Origin of the sequence: Limosilactobacillus walteri, assembly GCF_014830205.1 — a bacterium.
GTDB lineage: Bacteria > Bacillota > Bacilli > Lactobacillales > Lactobacillaceae > Limosilactobacillus > Limosilactobacillus walteri.
Map to the genome: position 1 here is coordinate 19268 of NZ_QORN01000009.1, position 19924 is coordinate 39191.

Genomic DNA, 19924 nt, shown 5'->3' on the forward strand with positions numbered 1-19924 from the left:
GCCTCAGTTTCTCATTGTTTTTTCATTTTCAGCATTGTACCATAGCATATAAGAAATATACAATTAAAAATAAAATTACCGTTGAAATAGGAGGAACTATCATGGACTACCGCAGCACTCAAGGAGATTTATCAACAATCTTAAAATCACCAACTGCTATCTTACAGGGACTCGCTCCAGACGGCGGTCTTTATGTACCGCTTCATTTTCCTCAACCAAGCTATAATCTTGCTTCCTTAACCTCATTGCCATACCAACAGCTTGCTGCCACTATTCTTAGTTGGTTTTTTGATGATTTTACAAGCGACCAACTACTAAAAAGTACCACCGCAGCTTATGGTGACCAGTGGGATGATCACTTAATTGCTCCCTTGTCTTCCAAACACGCGGGAAATTATTATCTGGAGCTCTTTCATGGACCTACCCTGGCGTTTAAGGATATCGCCCTCCAAATGTTACCGCGGTTAATGGCCCAGGCAGCTCAAGATACTCAACTAGAAAAGCAAATCGTCATCCTTACTGCAACTTCTGGTGACACTGGAACAGCCTCAATGCGGGGATTTAGCAATCAACAAGGGACACGGGTAATTGTCTTTTATCCCGCGGGCGGAGTTAGTCCGGTTCAATTGCGGCAAATGCTAAGTCAACCGGGAACAAACCTTCACGCAATCGCAATTAAAGGTAATTTCGATGATGCGCAAACAAGCGTTAAACATATCTTTAACGACCATGCATTCAATGTTCGGCTCGCGCAAAATAATTACTGTTTCTCTTCTGCTAATTCAATGAATATCGGACGCCTGATTCCCCAAATCGTATATTATTTTGCGGCTTACGGGCAACTTGTTCAAACAGGCGCAATCCAGCTAGGCGATAAAGTCAATTTCACTGTTCCCACTGGTAATTTTGGGGATATCCTCGCTGGTTACTACGCTAAAAAACTAGGGTTACCGATTAACAAACTTCTTTGTGCTTCGAATGAAAACAATGTATTAACCGACTTCTTCCAAAGCGGAAAATACGACCGCCAACGTAAATTTTATCTGACTAATTCACCCGCAATGGATATCCTAGTATCAAGCAATCTAGAACGTCTTCTCTTTGATCTTTACGATGAAGATTGCGTAACGATCGCTCAATTAATGAAGCAATTATCAACTAATGGTCACTACCAAGTAAGCCCAGCCGTATTTGCTAAGCTTCAACAACAATTTGTGGCTGGCTATGCAACCCCTGATGAAGTGGAAGCTGAAATCAAGCGCGTATACCTAAATGACGGGTACGTGATCGACCCGCATACTGCAGTCGCATCCCACGTAACATATCAATACCAACAGCAAAGCCGTGACACAACGCCAACCGTGATCGTTTCAACTGCTAGTCCGTATAAATTCCCCGAAACCGTCTATCACGCCCTAACTAATCAACAGGTCAAGCAAAGCGGTCTTCCTGCTCTCCAACAATTACATGATTTTTTAGGCGATCAGCTTAGTGCGGGGGTGCAATCCTTAATTGTCCAAACACCGCGTCAAGAAAAAGTTATAAATCCAGCAGAAATGGAATCATTAATTAGTAAAATTTTAAACTTAAAATAACTCACAATTGTTGGCGACGATATTCTCGCGGCGTCAATCCCGTATGTTCCTTAAATAATTTACTAAAATAGGCACTCGTACTAAAGCCGGTTTGCAGAGCAATATCTGTGATTGAAAGTTCTGACTGACGCAATAGTTTTTTGGCCTGCTCAATCCGATAGTTCAATAAATACTCAACCGGCGTCTGATGAAGATTCTTTTTAAATGACCGAATACATTCTTTGGGACTGACATTTACCGCAGTTGCAATGTCATTAATTGTTACTTTTTCCGCATAGTGTTGATGCAAGTACGCTAAAATACTTTTACTTCGTTCACGTGGGCTGACTTTTAATCGTCGATGCTGTTCTTGAAAGCTGATTTCAGCGATTAGCGTTAACCAGGCTTGCGAAAGGAGATTACGAATTTCAAATTCCTTATCAACCTGGTCTGCCAATTCCGTTAGCTGATGAAGCAGGCTGATAAACTTTTTGCCAGTCGGGTTAGATTCCCGAATCACTAAAACCTCAACGGAACGATTTTTTAAAACAGGGTTTAAGTATTTCGTGAAAAAAGCACTATTAAAATACCCACCAAGTAAAATCGGATGAAAAAGGTGAGCGTGTTCAATCGTTTTAGAAGCTCCTGCAGCTTTTTGCTTTTTGTCCATTACGTTCGTGTTAATAAAATAGGCTTCTCCTTGTTTAATTATATATGTCTGATCAAAAGTCTGAATTTCAATTGTTCCTTGATAAGCATAGTTAAATTCTACTTCTTCGTGCCAGTGCCAGGGGATAACATCAGTAGTTAAATCACGACGATGCATTGTATATGGAAAGGCGTTTGTGATCCCCGCAATATGTTCAACATCATTTGCATCTTGAATAAATGGTATTTTTTTCATCTTAAATAATGTCCTTTCCCTATAATATAAAAAAATTCCTAATCCTGTCTTTATATTTATAATATACGGCAGGATTTTTATATGAACAACCCGTCTTTCCCTGTAAAATTTAGTCATACTCTTAAATACAAGGAAGGTAATAATATGATTCATAATTTTGACTTTTATTCACCTACTGAAGTTCTTTTTGGTAAAGGAACCCAAAAAGATACTGGGAAATACGTTAAAAAATACCATGGCCATAACGTCTTAATTGTCTACGGAAGCGATCGAATTGTTAAAAACGGATTGTTAAAAGAGGTAACGACCTCCTTAGAAAGCGCAAATATTAATTATCATTTATTGAATGGGATTGTTCCTAATCCACAGCTAGGTAAAGTCTACGAAGGAATTGCACTTGGTAAACGTGAAAAAATTGATTTCCTTCTTGCTATCGGTGGTGGATCCGTTATTGATACTGCTAAGGCAATTGCCTATGGATTAGCCGAGCCCGAAAAGGATGTTTGGGAACTCTTTGAACATCAGCGTAATGCGAAGGCATGTTTACCAGTTGCTTCAGTATTAACAATTGCCGCTGCTGGTAGTGAAACAAGCATGGGAGCCGTAATTACAAATGAAAAGAATGAAGAAAAGCGAGCCTATGATGATGACTTGGCTCGACCAAAATTTGCGATTATGAATCCAGAATTAACGCTTAACCTCCCCGATTTTCAAACTGAGTGTGGTGCAACCGATATCATGATGCACACCATGGAACGTTATTTCACTAATGGCGGTAACATGGAATTAACAGATGCAATTGCCGAAGGGCTTTTAAGAACCGTTAAAGAGAATGCCCTTTTATTACATCATGATCCCCAAAATTACGATGCCCGTGCAGAAGTAATGTGGGCTGGTTCACTCTCCCATAATAATTTAACTGGTTGTGGAAATGATGGCGGGGATTTTGCAACCCATATGCTTGAACACGAAGTTAGTGGAATGTTTAATGTAACCCACGGGGCTGGACTCGCTGCAATCTGGCCAAGCTGGGCGCGGTATGTCTACCAAAATGACTTGCCTCGTTTTGTAAAGTTTGCCAAAAATGTAATGGGAGTTCAAAAACAAGGTACTGATGAAGAGATTGCTTTAGCTGGGATTGATAAAATGGTTGAATTTTACCACTCGATTGGGATGCCTACTAATTTTGCGGAATTAGGAATTCACCCCCGTGAAATCCAAATTATGGAAATGGCTAAATCATGTTCTAATGCAACGGGCGGCCATAAAGGATCAGCTAAAGTTCTCTATTATGACGATATGGTACAGATCTACAAAATGGCTAATCAGGAGATTTAACTTATGTTAAGATTAGGAATTATTGGAACTCATACTATTTCTGACCAAATGATTCATGCCGCCCAAGATACCGGCAAGTATCAACTTACTGCTGTATATTCACGTAAGCTTAGCACGGCCAAAGTGTTCGGCAAGAAATATGGCGCCCGATTCTTTTTTGATAATTTACATGCTTTTATGCACAGTGGGACATTTGATGTTGTTTATATTGCATCGCCAAATAGTTTACATTACCAACAAGCAGCTTTAGCAATTAAAAACAATCTCTATGTAATTGTTGAAAAACCAGCTTTTGTAAACCCTCAAGAATTTGCAGCAATTGAAGACTTATTAGCAGCCCATCCACAGGCACGGTTAGTTGAAGCAGCACGACACATCCATACACCTCTTTTCCATAGTATTCAACAACAACTCCTCCAGATGGGCCATATCCAAGGTGCTGAATTTTATGCTATGAAGTATTCGTCACGTTATGATCACGTTTTTAACCAGCCTGCTCCTTACCCCAATATCTTTCGGCGAAAATTTGCTGGTGGTGCCTTAATGGATATGGGGGGTTACGGAATCTACGCTGCCGTCGCTCTTTTTGGCAAGCCGCTAAACGTAAATTATTTTGCAACTCTTTCTAAAGAAACAACGATTGATCTTAAGGGCACAGCGTTATTACAATATCCAAATTACAATGTAATCGTTAATACGGGAAAGACAACTACTACGCATAATAATTCCGAAATCTATGGACTTCGCGATACCCTAGTAATTGATAGTATTTTCGATACTAAGAAAGTAACTTATTCTAACGATCACGGCGACATGCAAATAATTAATAACCACTACTTGGCAAACACTATGACTGATGAACTAAATGATTTTGCAGCAGTTTTTACTAAGCTAGAATCTCCGCAACAACAGGCTAATTATCAACATTGGCTTGAATTAGCTAAAATTGTTAATATGACCCTGTATCGACTTCGCAAATCTGCAAATATCGTTTTCCCAAGTGACTATTAAGTTAATAATTCCATTAAATAATGAGATAAGGCAAGAAACTTATTTTCCCGATTAACGTATAAATAGCGTAGGACGCAATAGGACTCCAAAGCTCGGTAATTCGAACTTTGAAGTCCTATTTATGTTTCAAGCTTTTATTCTGCGTTTCCTTCCGACTTAGCAATTCCTTCGCGTAGCGTGCTCATATCAACCGTACTCTCACGAAATTCTTTATTATTAATCGGCAAATGCTGCTCTAAATTATCGAACACTTCAAAGCTCCCTGTTAATTCAGTAGCATCAAATGCAAGAAGATGACCAGCAAATTGACGATCATCACTAATAAAGTGTAAATGCCAGCCAGCAGCCGTAATTGTCCCAAAAATTGCTGGTGCATAATATCCCAGAATCGTTCCCGAAATATTTGCTGCCCTAAATTCTGGTTGGTGCTGCGCCACTTCAAGCAAGGTAGGGTACGGTTTTTCCTGCTTAGGTGCAATTCGAATCTTAACATGTTCAAAATTTCCACTTAACTTTAAGAACGCAAAAACGTTATTAAGTTTGTGGGCTTTTACAAAATCGTTATTCAATTTAGCAAAATTAACATCTCTTAATGTCACGCTTTGTTGCTCTGCAGGAAAGTGGACCGACGCAAATGGCATCGTTGCATCCATACCAGTAATATGATTTACTTTGCCACTCGAAACCGCCTGATATACTTCGTTGTCTAAAATTACAACCTCACCATCAAGCCCCGTCAAAGTACCAATTCCGGTTGAACCGTGCTTTAAGAGGTCACCAACGGTAATTGTTCCATCAAAGTTTCCGGCCATTAACGAGGCTAACGTACCGTGTTCATATAATGTTGTGATAAATATCAGATCCTTCCATTAACCAAGTTGTGAATCAATTAAATTAGCTGCTAATTCTTTATTATTTGAATAATCAACCGGAATATCAACAACAACCGGGCCGTCAATATTAAATGCTTGCTTCATTACTTTAGAAAGATCAGCTGGTTTTTCGACCCGTAAACCTGTTGCACCAAAGCTTTCCGCATACTTAACAATATCAACATCACCAAATTTTACTCCGGCTGCTTCGGGATATTTCATTTCTTCTTGGAACTTCACCATGTCGTAGTGACCGCCGTCGTTCCAAACAATCGTAACAACATTAAGATGATGTTGAACCGCCGTTGCTAATTCTGCTCCTGAGAAGAGGAAACCACCATCACCACAAACAGCAACAGCCTTATGCGCAGGATAAAGCATTGCGGCAACCATTGCCCATGGTAACCCAACACCTAATGTTTGCATCCCATTACTAATTAGCAGGTGTCGTGGCTGGTAGCACCGGAAGTGCCGAGCCATCCAGATATAATGTGAACCGACATCTAACGCAACCCGCATATCGTCAGTAACATTTTCCTGGATTGCTTGAACAACAGCCAAGGGATGACTAGCTCCATTGCTGGCTGGCGCTTGAAGTTTTTTATCTTGATCAAGTTGTTGCTTGTACTCAATCAATTGATTAGTCGCACTTTGCGGGTACTTATAACCCTTCAAAAGCTTATCAAGCTCACTTAAACTTGTGGCAATATTGCCAACTAATTGCATAATCGGGGTAAAGTGATTATCAATTTGTGCTGGTAAAGTATCAAGGTTAACAATTCGCAACTGGTTTTCCTTGTTCCAGTTCCGTGGTTCATATTCGATTGGGTCATATCCGACTGTAATTACAAGATCGCTTTGTTGAAGCAATTGGTCACCAACTTGGTTTCTGAATAATCCGACCCGCCCAAAGTAAGATTGCTGTTCTAATTCACGTGAAACGACGCCCGCTGCTTGATAAGTTTCAACAACCGGCAATGAATAATCACTGAGCAGTTGCCGTAATGCAACAGTTATTTCTTCATCTGCCCCCCGTTGACCAACCAAGATAACTGGCATTTGACTATGTTTAATTAATTCAACCAACTTTTGCAAGTCATTTGAATCAGCAGGTCCCATCTTAGGTGTCTCGTAGATTGGTAATGGCTTTTCAGTTACCTCTGCATCATCTACATCTTGAGGGAGGCTAACAAAAGCTGCTCCTTTTCGTGCATCCTGACTTGCTTCAAAAGCATTTGCCATGATTTCTGAAATATTATTGGGGTCTTGAATTTCAGCACTGTACTGGGTAATTGGTGCCATAATTTCAGTTGACGGCGTGCTCTGGTGGGTTGCCCGATGAAGGTCTTTTCGTTGGACCTGACCCCCAATTGCCAGCAACGGGTCGCCTTCAGCATTTGCCGTCATTAGACCTGTCGCGAGATTCCCCACTCCGGGACCGGACGTGGTAATAGCAACCCCAGTTTTACCAGTTAATCGTCCATAGGCCTGAGCCATAAAGGCCGCATTTTGTTCATGACGGGTAACAATTAACTTTGGTGCGTCATCACTGCCCTGACCGTCTAACGCTTCAAATAATCGGTCAATCTTTGCGCCGGGAATACCAAAAACAAGGTCAATCCCATGTTTTCTTAGGCTATCAACTACAACATCTGCACCATGGATTTTCTTTTCCATTAGATCTTCACCTCTCCAAAAACTTTTAGAACATTATATTTCTACTGTAAGCCTTATTCCTCTTTTTCACAAGAAAGCCAGTATGTTCACATAAGCATTAAGACAATAATCTCGGCTTCTTTACCGCTTAAAGTTTGTGAAAAAAGCACCGATGTAGCAAATTGCACAATCGATGCTTCAACGTTAATTATTAAAATAAACCGGTAATTTTACCATTATCATCAATAGTCATGTTTACCGCCGCTGGTTCCTTTGGCAAACCAGGCATGGTCATCATGTTACCAGCTAATGCCACAACAAAACCCGCACCAATCTTTGGCACTAATTCCCGAATATGGAAGACAAAGTCGGTTGGTGCTCCCAATTGCTTTTGATCATCGGTAAATGAATACTGGGTCTTGGCAATACATACTGGCAAATCATTCCACCCATAGTCAGCAAAACGTTTTAGTTGGTTCTGCGCTTTTCGGCTAAACGATACTTCCTTGGCCCCATAAATCTGTTTAGCAATCTTCTCAAGCTTAGTTTGTAAGTCGTCAACTTGAACATCATAAATATGGGTAAATTCACTTGGACTGTCAGCAAGCTCAACGACCTTATTGGCAAGGTCATGAGTACCGGCACCCCCCTTTGCCCACGCATCAGTTAAAATTGCTTCAACATTTTGCTTGGCACAGTTATCCTTAATCATTTGAATTTCTTTATCAGTATCAGTAACAAAATGATTGATGGCAACCACAATCGGCAACCCATAAAGCTGCATATTTTTGATATGACGATTAAGATTAGCCATCCCCTTTTGAAGGGCAGCTAGCTGTTCTTCATTTAAGTCCGCAAGCTTAGCCCCGCCATTGTATTCGAGAGCCCGTACAGTTGCGACAATCACAATTGCATCAGGGTGCTTGCCAAGAACACGTTGCTTAATATCAAGGAACTTTTCCCCACCTAAATCCGCACCGAAGCCAGCTTCAGTAACCGTGTAATCAGATAGGTTTAAGGCAGTCTGCGTGGCAAGAACACTATTACAACCGTGCGCAATGTTAGCAAACGGACCACCATGAATAATTGTTGGCGTGTGGTCGAGAGTTTGAACAAGGTTAGGCTTTAAGGCATCCTTTAAGATAATCGTAATCGCATCTTGAAAATTAAGCTGACCAACTGTAACAGGTTCCTTGTCATATGTATATCCAACGACGATTCGGCTAATCCGTTGTTTCAAGTCATGCAAGCTGGTAGAAAGGCATAGAATGGCCATTAATTCTGAAGCGGCAGTAATATCAAAACCTGTTTCACGTGGAACACCTGCCATCGGGCCGCCAAGTCCGGTGATAATATGCCGTAATGCTCGGTCATTAACATCTTCAACCCGCTTCCAAATAACCCGTCGCGGATCTAAATTCATCTCATTATCACGCATGATGTAATTATCGATTAACGCTGCCAAAGTATTGTTGGCACTTGTTAACGCATGCAGATCACCAGTAAAGTTTAAGTTGATATCTTCCATCGGCACTACTTGGCTATAGCCCCCACCAGTAGCACCACCTTTAATTCCAAAAACTGGTCCCATCGATGGTTCACGCATGGCAATCGTTGTTTGATAGTTTAATTGGTTCATCGCATCCCCCAGCCCAATTAAAACGGTCGATTTTCCTTCGCCAGCTGGGGTTGGATTGATCGAAGTAACCAAAATTAGCTTATGTTTTTTATTTGGTAATGATTTTACGTTTAAATCAATTTTGGCCTTGTACTTACCGTATTGTTCAATTTGATCGGCTGAAAGGCCTAATTTGTCCGCAATTTGCGTAATAGGTTCAAGGGTCGCCTGGTCTGCAATTTCAATATCTGTCATGAATATCAACTTCCTTTCTAGTGAACTAACTCAATTTTATTATACACTAACAAAATACTTTTTCATTAATTTAGGGAAATAAGTTCGACAATAATCAACTTTACGTTCGATAATTCAATGAATAGTTCGGAAAAATTAGTTATGATATAGGGATCCTGCATAATTTAAAATTCTATAGCGTAGGATACAAAAGGGCTCTAGTATTCGGAAAAAACCGAACACTAGAGTCCTCTTTGTGTATGCGGGGAGGGCATGAAGACGAAGCTGCGAAAAAACTTTTATTTTCTAGCCGCAACTACTTTAACGAATGATCATCAGCCCGTAACGTGCTAATCATCATTCTAAGTCAACCGCCTTGTCTCTTCTCCCTGTTCTTCTCGTTTTTTAAGCTTGCCCACTTCGTTTTTTTGCTCTCTTTGGCCCATGAATCGGCTTTACGCCTAATACATCTAACAAAAAGGTAAAAATAGGAACGCCGACAATTAGTCCCCAGGTGCCAAACAGATTTTCACCAATCAATAGTACGATGAAAGTGTAAAAAATTGGTAGGTCCGTGCGGCTCGACATAAATTTCGGATTAAGAACATACGCTTCCAAAGTATGGATGATGATAATCATAATAATAATATAGACAACATCCCGTACACCTCCGACAGAATAACCGACCATCGCTAACGGAATCGTTGAAATAATCACCCCGGCAACTGGCACTAAGCTAAAGATAAACACAATCAGTGATAGCGCAAAAATTTGCGGCATCTTCATAAAAAGTAAGCCGATTGTCGTAATAACGGTGTTACAAATAGCGATAAAGAATTGTGCTTCAAGAACAACACCGAATGTGTTTACAAATTTTTTACCAAAATAATCGATATCTTGGAAAAACCAACCGAAGTCGCTATCTAAGAAACTATGAGAAAATTCATTCATTTGCTTTAATTCTAAAGTATAGAAGAAACTCAGAATTAGTGACATTACAAATGAAACAGTAATTGCCCCGATACTCGTTAAGGTGCTTACCGCAATCGTTAACCCATGCCGAACTTGGGTCATAATCGTGGCGGTACTTACGTAATGATTAATATAACGGTAAATCATAGTTGCTTGATGGGTACTATAGAATTTCACCACTGAATTAACCATTTTCACCACTTGGTGGGACAAAATAGGTAAATAACGAGTTACCCCTAAATATAATACAATCAGTAAAAAGGCATAGGTCGCAACCACGGTTATTGATGTCGATAACCGTGGTAACCAGCGTTGTACCAGTCGGACCCAGTTTACTACAAGGTATGTCAAAATAAAGGTGAATAATATCAAGTTCATCATTGACCGCATTAACCATAGTACAATCACAATCAATAACAAGACTGTAAAACGGCGCAACTTCACATTTTCAATGAAATGGTGCCATGCTTCTGTCATCTAACCATCTCCCGTTTTTCTCTTAATTAGCATAATATCAAGCTTTTATTTCTCCAACAATTAATTTTACCGCTTTCTCACGAAATATTTTTCTAAAATTGTCTTAAAACACTTTTATTTTAAGGGTGTTATAATAAGTACTATTATTGGAGAAAGAAGGAAGCGTTTCATGTTAGAAAAGACGTTCTACAAGTCATTATTAAAGCACTCATTTACTATTCCCGTAAAGATTGTGTTTTGGGATGGTTCAAGTGTCATTTATGGTGACGGAACCCCAGAAGTAACAATCACTTTTAAGGAGAAAATTCCGATTCGTGATATTACCAAGAACGCCTCGATTGCCCTCGGGGAAGCCTACATGGATAAAAAGATTGAAATCCAAGGTAGTATTCAAGCATTAATCGAGTCAGCGTATGAGAGTGCCGACAGCTTTATGCGGAGTTCTAAATTCCGTAAGTTCCTCCCTAAACAAGGTCACTCAGAAAAGGAAAGTGAAAACGACGTTCAAAGCCACTACGATGTTGGTAATGATTTTTATAAATTGTGGCTTGACGATACTTTAACTTACTCATGCGCCTACTTTACTAACGGCAACCACGATGACCTTACAAAAGCGCAAATTGATAAGGTTCACCACATCCTAAAGAAACTCGATCCCAAACCAGGTAAGACTTTACTTGATATTGGCTGTGGCTGGGGGACCTTGATGTTAACTGCTGCTAAGGAATACGGGTTAAAAGTTACTGGTGTTACCCTAAGTGAAGAACAATACCGGCTAGTTAAGAACCGAATTGAAGATGAAGGCCTTCAAGATGTGGCTGAAGTCAAGCTAATTGATTACCGTGAACTTGGTGACCAAAAGTGGGACTACATTACTTCAGTCGGCATGTTTGAACACGTCGGTAAAGAAAATCTTGGTCTTTACTTCAAAGATATTCAAGGTTACCTTGCCGATGACGGGGTGGCTTTAATCCACGGGATTACTCGCCAGCAAGGTGGAGCTTATAACGGCTGGATTAATAAATACATCTTCCCCGGCGGCTACATCCCCGGCCTCGAAGAAATGATCGGGCATATCGAAGAAAACCATATGCAAATTGCTGATATTGAAATGCTTCGGCGTCACTACCAACGGACGCTTGAAATTTGGGATATGAACTTCAATGAACACCGAGCGCAGATTCTTGATATGATGGGTGAACGTTTCACACGAATGTGGGATCTTTATCTCCAAGCATGTGCTGCATCATTTGAATCAGGAAATATTGACGTTATTCAGTACTTAATTACTAAGGGCCCATCTGGCAAGGATTTGCCGATGACGCGTGACTATATGACAAAATAACAAGGAGCTGTGACATAAGGCTCTTAACATTGCGCAGTACACAAAGGGGCGTGAAGATGAAGTCATAAACGGCTTCTATCACGCTCTTTTTATTAACTTTAATTATTATTTACCTTAATAAAGTTCGTTATTTATTTTATAAACAGGTTGATTTAAATAAAATAGTTCGTTATTATAGTGACACATTCGAATGTTGTTGTCCTGTTACTTTTCAAATTGCAAAGGAGCTATTCAAATTATGCAAAGTCAATTCTCAACTGTCGAAGATGCACTAAATCATTTAGTAAATGGCGGATACATTATTTTAGCTGATGACGAAAGCCGCGAAAATGAAGGCGATCTTGTTGCACTCGGTGATGGAATCGATGCCAGCACGGTTTACGAAATGTTAAACGAAGCCAATGGTCTAATGTGTGTACCAGTCAGTGAAGATATCGCTGACCGGCTCGCATTTCGGCCGATGGTAAAGCATAGTACCGATCCACACCAAACACCATTCATGGTCACGATTGATGGTACTTTAGAAGCAACTGGCGTTACAACTGGAGTATCTGCTTTTGATCGTGCCGCAACCATTCGACAAATCGCTAAACCAGATGCTAAAGCTACCGATTTTAATCGTCCAGGACACATTCAACCACTATACGCTCAACCCCGGGGCTTGCGTGACCGGACAGGCCATACTGAAGCAGCCGTTGACCTCGCATACTTAGCTGGTAAACCGCCAGTTGCTGTCATTATTGAAGTACTCAAAAGCGATGGAACAATGGCTCGCCGTGACAGCCTATTTGAACTTGCCAATCGCACCCAAGTCCCGTTCATTACTATTAATCAAATTACTGAATATATGGATACTAAAAAGATTGCTTACGCGGCTAATAGTTCTAAAATTCATGCCTAATTAATAAGTCGCGCACCATGTATTCCCTTTCATTTTTAATTACGCTAAAATAAACTTAGTAATTTGATACGAAGGGACGTAAGAAACATGGAAGGCGCGATTTTTTCATTTAATAATATTTTCATTGACTCTAATAAGCTAGCATTTGCAGCCTGGCAAAAATTTGCCATGTATGAATTTGGAATGGGACTTCCGGGCAAACTCACTAGCCAATTTGCAAATACAACGCCAGCAGAAGGGCTTGCCCTAGTCTTAAAACATTTTAATACCACGCCAGATGCGAATGAAAAAGCTGCAATGATCGCTGAATGGCAGCAGATGCTGGAAGAAAGTGCTGATGATCTCCGCGAAGACGACCAGCTTCCAGGGATTAAACGCCTCCTCCTCAACCTTTATGACCACTATGTCAAAATTGCAGTTATTGATTCAACCGGGGATGCACAATCAATCCTCAAACAAGTTGGTCTTGACAATTATGTCGATGAAATTATCCAAACTACTGCTGATAATCCTTATTCAGCTGCAATTGAGAAAATGAATTTAGTCGGTAGTGACTGCATTGGAATTGGCACCACTGCCAAACAACTACTAGCTATTCATAACGCTGATGCCGTTGCTATTGGAATTGGTGATGCGGCTAAATTAACCGCTGCTGATTACCAAGTAGTCCAAGTTGGTGATCTCCGTTACCCCATGTTGCAAAAAGTATGGGAAGATAAGCAATAAAAATAGAACTTCAGAGTTCGGTCTCCCCGCGCTCTGAAGTTCTTTTACGTTCGGATTTTAACTAGTAAATAGATTTTTGTATCATAATCCCTCTTTTAATTATGAAGCATGTTGCTTGCTCCACCTTAGGGGGTCATTTCGCCATTCCTGTAACGACTTTAAATGCTCATCACTAATTTCATTAGCTTCCTTTGCAACATTAATCAACGTCATATAATCTGTAACAGCGTAATATTTTAACCCATTTGCCATAAAATTTTGCGTAGCCGCGGATAACCCATATGTAAAGGCTGCAATAACTCCCACGACTTTCCCGCCAGCATTATTTACCGCACGCACAGCATTTAGGACACTACCACCAGTTGAAATTAGGTCATCAATTACAACCACCCGTTGTCCTTCTTTAAGCGTACCTTCAATCTGCTTGCCTTGACCGTGGCCCTTGGGTTTCGTTCGCACATAAATCAATGGTAGTTCCATCGTTTGGGCGACCCACGCTGCATGGGGGATTCCAGCCGTCGCGGTTCCCGCAATTACTTCCACATCACTAAAATGAAGTTTTATTTGCTCAACCATTCCATTAAAAATTGCTTGACGAACTACGGGATATGAAATCGTTAATCGGTTATCAGTGTAAATCGGAGCTTGGAGTCCGCTTGCCCAGGTAAACGGCTTATCTGGGCTGAGGGTTACTGCATGAATATCTAGCAGGGCTTGAGCAACACGTTGTGAATATGTCATTATTTTTCTCCTTATCCTAAAAATGCTTGGGCGATTTGGCGGTAGGCCGTTACAGGCACATTGCTTTGTGTAATTGGTCGGCCAACTACAATTCCATTACTGCCATTTTGTCGCGCTTGAGCGGGGGTTACTACTCGTTTTTGATCATCTTTAACTGCTTGAACTGGACGAATGCCCGGAGTTATACATAAGAAGTTAGCTCCCGTTACTTTACGAATTGCTTTTATTTCATGAGCTGAACAGACAACACCAGCTAAACCGGCTTGTTCAGCAAGCTTCGCATAGTTTTGAACTGATTCGATTAGGGATAAATCTACATGCTGCTGCGCATGAAGAATCTGGTCATCAATTGATGTCAGCTGCGTAATTGCCAATAACTTAGCAGGGATGAGCCCCGCTTCTTTTGCTCCTTCATTCAAGCCACTCAGCCCGGCCTGTAGCATTTCACTCCCGCCAGCAGCATGGATTGTCGTAAAGTCAACACCGAGCCGGCCAATCGCTGTCATTGCCCGCTGAACAGTATGGGGAATGTCATATAGTTTTAAATCTAAGAAAACCTTAAAGTCTCGTTTCTTAGCTTCTTGAACAATTGCTTGACCTAAACCGTAATATAGTTCCATGCCAATTTTTACAATTGGTTGGGGATCAGCAGTCATTAACTGGTCAAATAAGCTAATTGCTTCTTGTTTAGTTGCAACATCAATCGCTACCATTGGCACAAAGCGTTTCAAAACCTTACCTCCCATAAGTCAGTTAGTTTTTTTATTCCGTAACGATCCATCACTACTGGTAAATCAGCAATAATCTTAAGACACGCTAGCGGATCGTGGAAACTGGCGGCACCAACTTCGATTGCATTCGCTCCCGCCATCATAAATTCCAGCACATCTTCAGCAGATTCAATCCCGCCAACGCCAATAATTGGCAATGACGATACTTGACGAACTTGGTGAATCATTCGCAAAGCTAGTGGTTTAAGCGCTGGACCTGATAAGCCGCCCGTCACATTTGCTAATACTGGACGCCGCGTTTTAAGGTTAATGCTCAAGCCCGTAAGCGTGTTAATCATGGTTAAGCCGTTTGCACCGCCACGTTCTGCCGCCTTAGCTAAGGGTACAATGTTGGTGACATTTGGTGTTAACTTGACATAAATCGGGATTCCGTGAGCTACCTTTACTACTCTTGCCGTTAATCTTTGAAGTACTTCTGGATCAGTTCCCATCGCCAGCCCACCGTGCTTAACGTTAGGACAGGAAACATTTAATTCAATCGCTTTTACCCCCGCAGTATCCGCTAACCGCGCTACAACCGCAACATATTCGTCTTCAGAAAATCCTGCAGCACTAGCGATAATTGGTAGTTGCGGGAAGTTATCCCGCAACCATGGAATTTTCTCATTAGTTGCCACAGCAATGCCCACATTCTGAAGGCCATTTGCGTTCAGCCAACCAGCCGTGGTTTCACAGACACGCGGTCGGGGATTACCTTGGCGTGGTTTAAGCGTCGTTGATTTTAATACTAATGATCCTAAATTATTCAGATTATATACCTTTGCAGTTTCCTGCCCATAACCACATGTTCCACTTGCAGCAATTACCGGATTTTTTAACGATAGACCTGGAAGTTCCACTGCTAGCCGGTTTGCTAATTGCATTATCTATTCCTCCATGTACACAAGTTTTCCATCAACATAAGTCTGCTTAGTCATCCCATATACCTTGTCGCCAATAAATGGCGTATTATGACCCTTTGAGAAAAACTGATCTGCCATTATTTCATCTTGGTGGTCAATATCAACGATGGCAATATCAGCTGGATCACCTACTCGCAATAAACCAACATCAGGTAAGTTAAAAATCGCTTGTGGTTTCACACTCATCCACTGAATCAATTGTTCAAGGGTAAAGATTCCTGGCTTAACAAAGCGAGTGTAGAGAAGGGCAAACGCCGTCTCTGAACCTACAATTCCATTTGGTGAATTTAGGAACCCTTGGTGTTTTTCTGCATCTGTATGGGGAGCGTGATCGGTCGCAATACAATCAATTGTTCCATCAAGCAAGCCAATTAAGCATGCTTGTTGGTCAATTCGTCGACGCAGCGGGGGATTCATCTTAAATTCAGCATCGTCTTCTTTAATATCCGCATCAGCTAATAGCAAATGGTGAGGCGTCACTTCACAAGTTACGTTAATACCAATTTGTTTAGCATGACGAATAAGGTCGATACTTTCTTTTGTTGAAACATGGCAAACATGATAATGGACGCCGGTTGCTTGGGCAATCACAAGGTTACGTGCAATCTGAGCTGTTTCACTAATTGCTGGCATTCCGGGAAGGGAAAGTCTATCTGCTACTGGACCAGCGTTAATTACCCCTTTTTGAGCCAACTGGTTATCTTGGGCATGGTCACAAAATGGTGCTCCCACCCGTGCTAACTCTTTCATTGCTTGGTAAACAACCCCAGCATCTTGAATTCCTGCGCCATCATCGCTAAAGAGACGCGCACCGGCTGCAAACTGGTTCGCAATATTAACAACTTTTTTGCCAGCACGGCCGATCGTTACCGGTGAATATTGGAGGATCTTCACCCGCCCATCTGTTTGGTTGCGCTGAACTTGTTTTTTAAACCGTTCTGGTGTGTCACAGGTTGGATTAAGGTTAGCCATTGCAGCAATTGTTGTAAATCCCCCATGAGCTGCGGCCGCACTGCCAGTCGCAATAGTTTCCTTATTGGTGTAGCCTGGTTCGCGCAGGTGGACATGGACATCAACAAGCCCCGGCGTGATTAAGTTATTATGCAAATCAACTTTCTTTGCATTAGATGGGGCCGTGATCTCATTATCGATTGCAACGATTTTACCATCAGTAATTAGTACATCGCTTTTAACAAGTCCACCTGCTAGTACTCGTCGTCCGTTTGTTAATAATATTGCGTTGCTCATCATCTTCTCCTGCTTACATCAACCCTTGGTAACGAAGCACCCGGCTTAAAATTGCCATCCGAGTATAGACACCATTGGTCATTTGTTGAAAAATCCGGGAATTAGGCGCTTCAACTAAGGAGCTATCGATTTCTACTCCCCGGTTAACAGGCGCCGGATGCATAATAATTGCTCCCGGTTTCATCTTGGCAGCACGTTCAAGAGTAAGGCCGTATGCTTGGTGGTATTGATCGGCATTAAACGCTTGTCCGTCAGCCGTTGTTAACCGTTCGTTTTGTACTCGCAATAAATTAACAACATCCATTTGCGGAAGCAATTCATCAAAATCACCGAATGTTCCGTACTGTTCAAGGGTTGGGTCATACCACTTTTCTGGGCCGGCAAAGTAAACGTCGGCTCCTAAGCGGTTAAGCATCATTGCATTTGAGTGCGCAACACGTGAATGGCTCAGGTCGCCGATAATCAATACCTTCAATCCCTTAAAGCCGCCAAATTCTTCATCAATCGTCATCATATCAAGTAAACACTGGGATGGATGCTGGCCGCTACCGTCACCACCATTAACGATTCCGATTTTAAGATCAGGACGATTAACCAATTGCTTATAGTATTCATTTTCCGGGTGGCGAATAACGGCAATGTTAACCCCGATTGATTCCATTGTCTTGACGGTGTCATAAAGGCTCTCACCCTTTTTGACCGAGCTTGTACCTGCTTCAAATTCTAATACATGCATCCCCAACTTCATTTGAGCCATCTGAAAACTGGTCTTAGTTCGCGTCGAATTTTCAAAGAAAAGATTTACCGCGTAGGCTGGAGCATTAAGATTCGCTTGCTTACCCGCCTTATATGCCTGAGCTTCATGAATCAAATCAATGGCATCTTCCGCATCCATCTCTGCAACAGTTACTAAGTTTGGTTGAATTCTTTCAGTACTAATCATCAAATAGCGCTCCTTTTCCAATCTAAGTTAAAATAAAACAGCGATGACTTTCCATTTATCCATAGAGAGTCATCGCTGTTTGTTTTTAGGGTATCAAAAAGGCTAAAAACAACACACCGTTATGTCCTCTCTGGAACATTTAAATGGTCGGTCGTTTCAAAATACCTATCTGATTTCACTGGCGCATTTCTACTGCTATTGCTTAAAGAAAAACCTCCTCAGCAATAGCTAAGAAGGGAATACTTAAACGCTCAATTAAATCCTTCTTAGCCTCACAGGACTAAGTTAAAGGTATTTTTGTTATTAATGATAATAAGCGCATTATCTTAAATTGTCAAATCTTTTTTCTAATTTTTTGCTGAATCTTTTAGTGCCTGCCATAATGCTTCTTGCTCTGGTGTCCGCTCAGCATCTTTAAGCCGTGCAAAAGCTAATTGTTGAGTAATTGCAGGCTCAATCTGGATTTTAACGACTTTGCTGTCAAGCTTGTTGCTAACTGACTGTTCCATTAACAACGTCACACCCATCCCTAAGGCAACCATATTTACAAGAGTTTGACCGCGTTCACCTTCAAAAACAGAATATAACTCAAAACCGGCAGCTGAGCAAACCTGTTGCACAAACTTAGCAAACGGAGTCTGATGATTTAAGGTTAAGAATTTTTCAGCCTTTAAATCCTCGAGACTCAAGGTTGAATGCTGAGAAATCGGATTACGAGCGGGAACATAGGCTGCTAATCGATCAGTCCCGACCGTGATCAATTCAATATCATCACTTAACTGATCAGCATCTGGATAACTGATAAATGCTATGTCACTCTGCCCCTCTTGTAATGACGTTAATGGATTATTGTCCTCAATGATCGTCATTTTATGCTGCTGGCTTAATTGTTCAATCAACGGCGCAATAGCATAATTAGCAAATGCCGGCAGAACCGTAAGTTTAACTGCTTGTTGGGCTTCTTTCTTTTTGTAGTCCGCAACTGTCGTTAAAAGCTGTGCCTGTCCTTGAACTGTTTGCTCAGCCAATGGAAGAATAGTCTTACCGATTGCTGTTAGCTCAACAGCTCCACCATTAGCGCGAATCAGCGGTACAACTAATTCCTGTTCTAGGTTTTTGATTTCTTTAACTAATTCATCAACTGTTAATGCTGACTTCTTTGCGGCCAGCTGATAATCTAAGGTGTTACCAAGGTTGACAAACGCGATTATCTGCTTAAAATCCAACGCACTCACTTCCTTGAAAAATAAATGGACTGGCTTCTCCACAAGTCAGAAACCAATCCACCGTTTAAAAGCTCAATTCAATTATAACAAAACTGCTCTTATAACGCTAAACTCAATAACCAAACTGCAACTAAGCCAGCAATAACTGATATTGACATTGACCGCGTAAAGTAAGCGATTACAATAACAATCAATGCAGCAATAATCTGTTCAACGTGACCGAATGCAATAAAGTTGTATGAACTGTCAACAAATATTCCCTTTACAACTAATGTCGCAAAAAGACTTACCGGCACGTACTTCATCCATTCATTAAACCATTCAGGAATTTTCCGGGTTGAAAAGAATAATACCGGTAAATAACGAGGTATAAAAGCCGCAATTGCCGCTAATATAATCACTATAATGTGGTAAAAGATTTTATTGCTTAATAGTTGTTCCATGT

The 19924-nt window shown here is 41.1% G+C and carries 18 protein-coding genes; 6 read left to right on the forward strand and 12 right to left on the reverse strand.

Going from position 1 to position 19924, the window contains the following annotated elements:
- Nucleotides 1-101: 101 nt before the first annotated feature.
- Complete coding sequence (thrC, locus tag DTK66_RS02965; RefSeq protein ID WP_191667732.1) at nucleotides 102-1595, forward strand: threonine synthase; 1494 nt, start codon at nucleotides 102-104, stop codon at nucleotides 1593-1595.
- Between the two features lies 1 nt (nucleotide 1596).
- Here the strand turns inward: thrC and DTK66_RS02970 are convergent, their stop codons facing one another.
- Nucleotides 1597-2478 (reverse strand): AraC family transcriptional regulator, encoded by an 882-nt coding sequence (locus DTK66_RS02970; RefSeq protein ID WP_191667733.1) that lies wholly within the window; start codon nucleotides 2476-2478, stop codon nucleotides 1597-1599.
- A 144-nt stretch (nucleotides 2479-2622) separates the two neighbouring features.
- Between DTK66_RS02970 and DTK66_RS02975 the strand changes: the two genes are divergently transcribed.
- Nucleotides 2623-3816, forward strand: a complete 1194-nt coding sequence (locus tag DTK66_RS02975) for an iron-containing alcohol dehydrogenase (RefSeq protein WP_225208972.1) — start codon at nucleotides 2623-2625, stop codon at nucleotides 3814-3816.
- 3 nt (nucleotides 3817-3819) lie between these two features.
- Nucleotides 3820-4827 carry a Gfo/Idh/MocA family protein gene (locus tag DTK66_RS02980; RefSeq protein WP_191667734.1) on the forward strand — a complete coding sequence of 336 codons (1008 nt, stop codon included), beginning with the start codon at nucleotides 3820-3822 and terminating at the stop codon, nucleotides 4825-4827.
- A gap of 134 nt (nucleotides 4828-4961) precedes the next feature.
- Here the strand turns inward: DTK66_RS02980 and budA are convergent, their stop codons facing one another.
- The 4 genes from budA to DTK66_RS03000 all read right to left on the reverse strand — a co-directional run bounded on the left by budA (nucleotide 4962) and on the right by DTK66_RS03000 (nucleotide 10656).
- Entirely contained in the window at nucleotides 4962-5678 is a 717-nt protein-coding gene (gene budA, locus DTK66_RS02985) for an acetolactate decarboxylase (protein WP_191667758.1), read from the reverse strand.
- Nucleotides 5679-5696: 18 nt separating this feature from the next.
- A complete protein-coding gene (alsS, locus tag DTK66_RS02990) occupies nucleotides 5697-7376 on the reverse strand; it encodes an acetolactate synthase AlsS (RefSeq protein WP_191667735.1) in 1680 nt (559 codons plus the stop codon).
- A 190-nt stretch (nucleotides 7377-7566) separates the two neighbouring features.
- Nucleotides 7567-9228: a formate--tetrahydrofolate ligase gene (locus tag DTK66_RS02995; RefSeq protein WP_153930326.1), complete on the reverse strand. Its 1662-nt coding sequence runs from the start codon at nucleotides 9226-9228 to the stop codon at nucleotides 7567-7569.
- Between the two features lie 384 nt (nucleotides 9229-9612).
- The gene (locus tag DTK66_RS03000; protein ID WP_153930327.1) at nucleotides 9613-10656 is read right to left on the reverse strand and encodes an AI-2E family transporter; all 1044 of its coding nucleotides are present in this window, start codon (nucleotides 10654-10656) and stop codon (nucleotides 9613-9615) included.
- Between the two features lie 169 nt (nucleotides 10657-10825).
- Here DTK66_RS03000 and DTK66_RS03005 point away from each other — a divergent pair, with 169 nt between their 5' ends.
- The 3 genes from DTK66_RS03005 to DTK66_RS03015 all read left to right on the forward strand — a co-directional run bounded on the left by DTK66_RS03005 (nucleotide 10826) and on the right by DTK66_RS03015 (nucleotide 13628).
- The gene (locus tag DTK66_RS03005; protein ID WP_191667736.1) at nucleotides 10826-12001 is read left to right on the forward strand and encodes an SAM-dependent methyltransferase; all 1176 of its coding nucleotides are present in this window, start codon (nucleotides 10826-10828) and stop codon (nucleotides 11999-12001) included.
- Between the two features lie 238 nt (nucleotides 12002-12239).
- Nucleotides 12240-12902 (forward strand): 3,4-dihydroxy-2-butanone-4-phosphate synthase, encoded by a 663-nt coding sequence (gene ribB / locus DTK66_RS03010; RefSeq protein WP_153930329.1) that lies wholly within the window; start codon nucleotides 12240-12242, stop codon nucleotides 12900-12902.
- An 87-nt stretch (nucleotides 12903-12989) separates the two neighbouring features.
- Entirely contained in the window at nucleotides 12990-13628 is a 639-nt protein-coding gene (locus tag DTK66_RS03015; RefSeq protein WP_153930330.1) for an HAD hydrolase-like protein, read from the forward strand.
- 99 nt (nucleotides 13629-13727) lie between these two features.
- On the opposite strand, the gene pyrE is transcribed toward DTK66_RS03015, so the two are convergent.
- The 7 genes from pyrE to DTK66_RS03050 form a co-directional block, all read right to left on the reverse strand.
- Nucleotides 13728-14369 carry an orotate phosphoribosyltransferase gene (pyrE, locus tag DTK66_RS03020; RefSeq protein WP_191667737.1) on the reverse strand — a complete coding sequence of 214 codons (642 nt, stop codon included), beginning with the start codon at nucleotides 14367-14369 and terminating at the stop codon, nucleotides 13728-13730.
- 11 nt (nucleotides 14370-14380) lie between these two features.
- Entirely contained in the window at nucleotides 14381-15115 is a 735-nt protein-coding gene (gene pyrF, locus DTK66_RS03025) for an orotidine-5'-phosphate decarboxylase (protein WP_191667738.1), read from the reverse strand.
- Entirely contained in the window at nucleotides 15097-16023 is a 927-nt protein-coding gene (locus tag DTK66_RS03030; RefSeq protein ID WP_191667739.1) for a dihydroorotate dehydrogenase, read from the reverse strand. Before DTK66_RS03030 ends, pyrF begins: the two co-directional genes overlap by 19 nt.
- A gap of 3 nt (nucleotides 16024-16026) precedes the next feature.
- A complete protein-coding gene (gene pyrC, locus DTK66_RS03035; RefSeq protein WP_191667740.1) occupies nucleotides 16027-17310 on the reverse strand; it encodes a dihydroorotase in 1284 nt (427 codons plus the stop codon).
- Between the two features lie 13 nt (nucleotides 17311-17323).
- Nucleotides 17324-18253, reverse strand: coding sequence for an aspartate carbamoyltransferase catalytic subunit (locus DTK66_RS03040; RefSeq protein WP_191667741.1), 930 nt, complete (start codon nucleotides 18251-18253; stop codon nucleotides 17324-17326).
- 347 nt (nucleotides 18254-18600) lie between these two features.
- The gene (locus DTK66_RS03045; RefSeq protein ID WP_191667759.1) at nucleotides 18601-19488 is read right to left on the reverse strand and encodes a LysR family transcriptional regulator; all 888 of its coding nucleotides are present in this window, start codon (nucleotides 19486-19488) and stop codon (nucleotides 18601-18603) included.
- Nucleotides 19489-19577: 89 nt separating this feature from the next.
- Nucleotides 19578-19922, reverse strand: a complete 345-nt coding sequence (locus DTK66_RS03050) for an AzlD domain-containing protein (protein WP_153710809.1) — start codon at nucleotides 19920-19922, stop codon at nucleotides 19578-19580.
- Between the last annotated feature and the right edge of the window lie 2 nt (nucleotides 19923-19924).